Source organism: Kitasatospora sp. NPDC056531 (assembly GCF_042794375.1).
Taxonomy (GTDB): domain Bacteria; phylum Actinomycetota; class Actinomycetes; order Streptomycetales; family Streptomycetaceae; genus Kitasatospora.
On the sequence record NZ_JBHTTU010000326.1, the window covers coordinates 1 to 1,729 of the forward strand.

1 protein-coding gene is annotated in these 1,729 nt (G+C 71.1%); it reads left to right on the top strand.

The window, feature by feature from the left end; translation table 11 throughout:
* Positions 1–1,729, top strand: a 1,729-nt coding sequence (locus tag ACFQ87_RS46130) for a polyketide synthase dehydratase domain-containing protein (protein ID WP_380617032.1), incomplete at both ends; no start/stop codon positions are given.

The window sequence follows — 1,729 nt, forward strand, 5'->3', positions numbered from 1 at the left end:
CACACCAACGGCATCCCCGTCACCTGGACCAACCACCCCACCACCCCCACCCCCCTCCCCACCTACCCCTTCCAACACCAGCACTACTGGCTCCAGCCCCAGCGCGGCGCCGGTGACCTCACGAGGGCGGGACTGACCTCGCCCGACCACCCGCTGCTGGGCGCCTCCATCACGCTCGCGGCCTCCGACGGCTGGCTCTTCACTAGCCGCATCTCGCTGCCCACGCACCCCTGGCTCGCCGACCACGCCGTGAACGGCACCGTCCTCCTGCCCGGCACCGCCTTCCTCGAACTGGCCCTCCACGCGGGCAAGACCCTCGGCTCCGAGCGCGTCGAGGAGCTCGTCCTCGAACTGCCGCTCCTCCTGCCCGCACAGGGCGGAGTCCAGATCCAGCTCGCGGTGGACGCCGCCGACGCCCTGGGGCGTCGGCAGTTCACCGTCCACTCGCGTCCGGAAAGCGGTACCACGGGCGACGACGCCTGGACCCGGCACGCTAGCGGCGTGCTCACCTCGGGACGCCAGGCAGCTGGGTTCGATCTGACGCAGTGGCCGCCGGTCGGCGCCAAACCACTCGCCGTCCACGATCTGTACGACCACCTCGCCGGAGCCGGATTCGCCTACGGGCCCGCCTTCCAGGGCGTCCAGGCCGCGTGGAAGCTCGGTGCCGAGGTCTACGCCGAAATCAGGCTCCCCGAGGACCACCGGACCGAAGCCAACCGCTTCGCCCTCCACCCCGCGCTCGCCGATGCCGCCCTCCACACCGCAGCGTTCGCCACGTCCGGTGCGGAATCCGGGCGCGGTCGACTGCCGTTCAGCTGGAGCGGCGTGTCACTGCACGCCGACGGCGCTTCTTTCCTCCGGGTCAGGCTGACCCCCACCAGGCCGGACGCGTACTCACTGGCCTTCGCCGACGCCGCTGGACAACCGGTCGCCTCCATCGATGCCTTGACGGTACGTGAGCTTTCGCCGGAAGACCTGAACGGCGAGGAACGGGACATCCTCCGGGAGTGCCTGCACCGGCTGTCCTGGACGGCCCTCACCTCTCGCGACGACGCCGAGCCGGCCGGACGCTGGGCTCTGCTCGGTCCGCAGGGTCCGGGTGTCGAGGCGCTGTTCGGCTTGTCCGGTCGGACCACCGAGGTGTTCGCCGACCCGTCCGCACTCGCGCAGGCCGTGGAAACCGGCTCCCCGCGCCCCGACTTCGCGCTGCTGCCGCTCACCGACGACGCCGGCTGCGACTCCGGCGTCGACGACACGGACGTGGTGGCCCGAGTACACGCTGCCACCGAGCGCGCACTCCACCTGGTCCAGTCGTGGCTGCGCGACGAGCAGTTGATCGACGCCCAGCTGATCGTGCTGACCGAACGCGCCGTGGTGACGGAGCAGTCAACGGATGCGCCGGACCTCGTGCAGGCCGCGATCTGGGGCCTGGTCAGCTCGGCACAGAATGAGAACCCGGGCCGAATCACCCTGCTGGACACCGATGGTCAGCCGGTGACCGCGACGGCGCTCGGCACGGCTCTCGACTCAGGCGAGCCGAGGCTCGCGTTCCGCGCCGGCGAGGCATGGGTGCCCCGTCTGGTCCGGATGAAGCCCGCCGAGGTGATCGCCGAACAGACCGATGGATCCGAAGCGCCGCTGGACCGGTCCGGTACCGCACTCATCACCGGCGCCACCGGCATGCTCGGCTCCCTCATCGCCCGCCACCTCGTCCACCACCACGGCATCC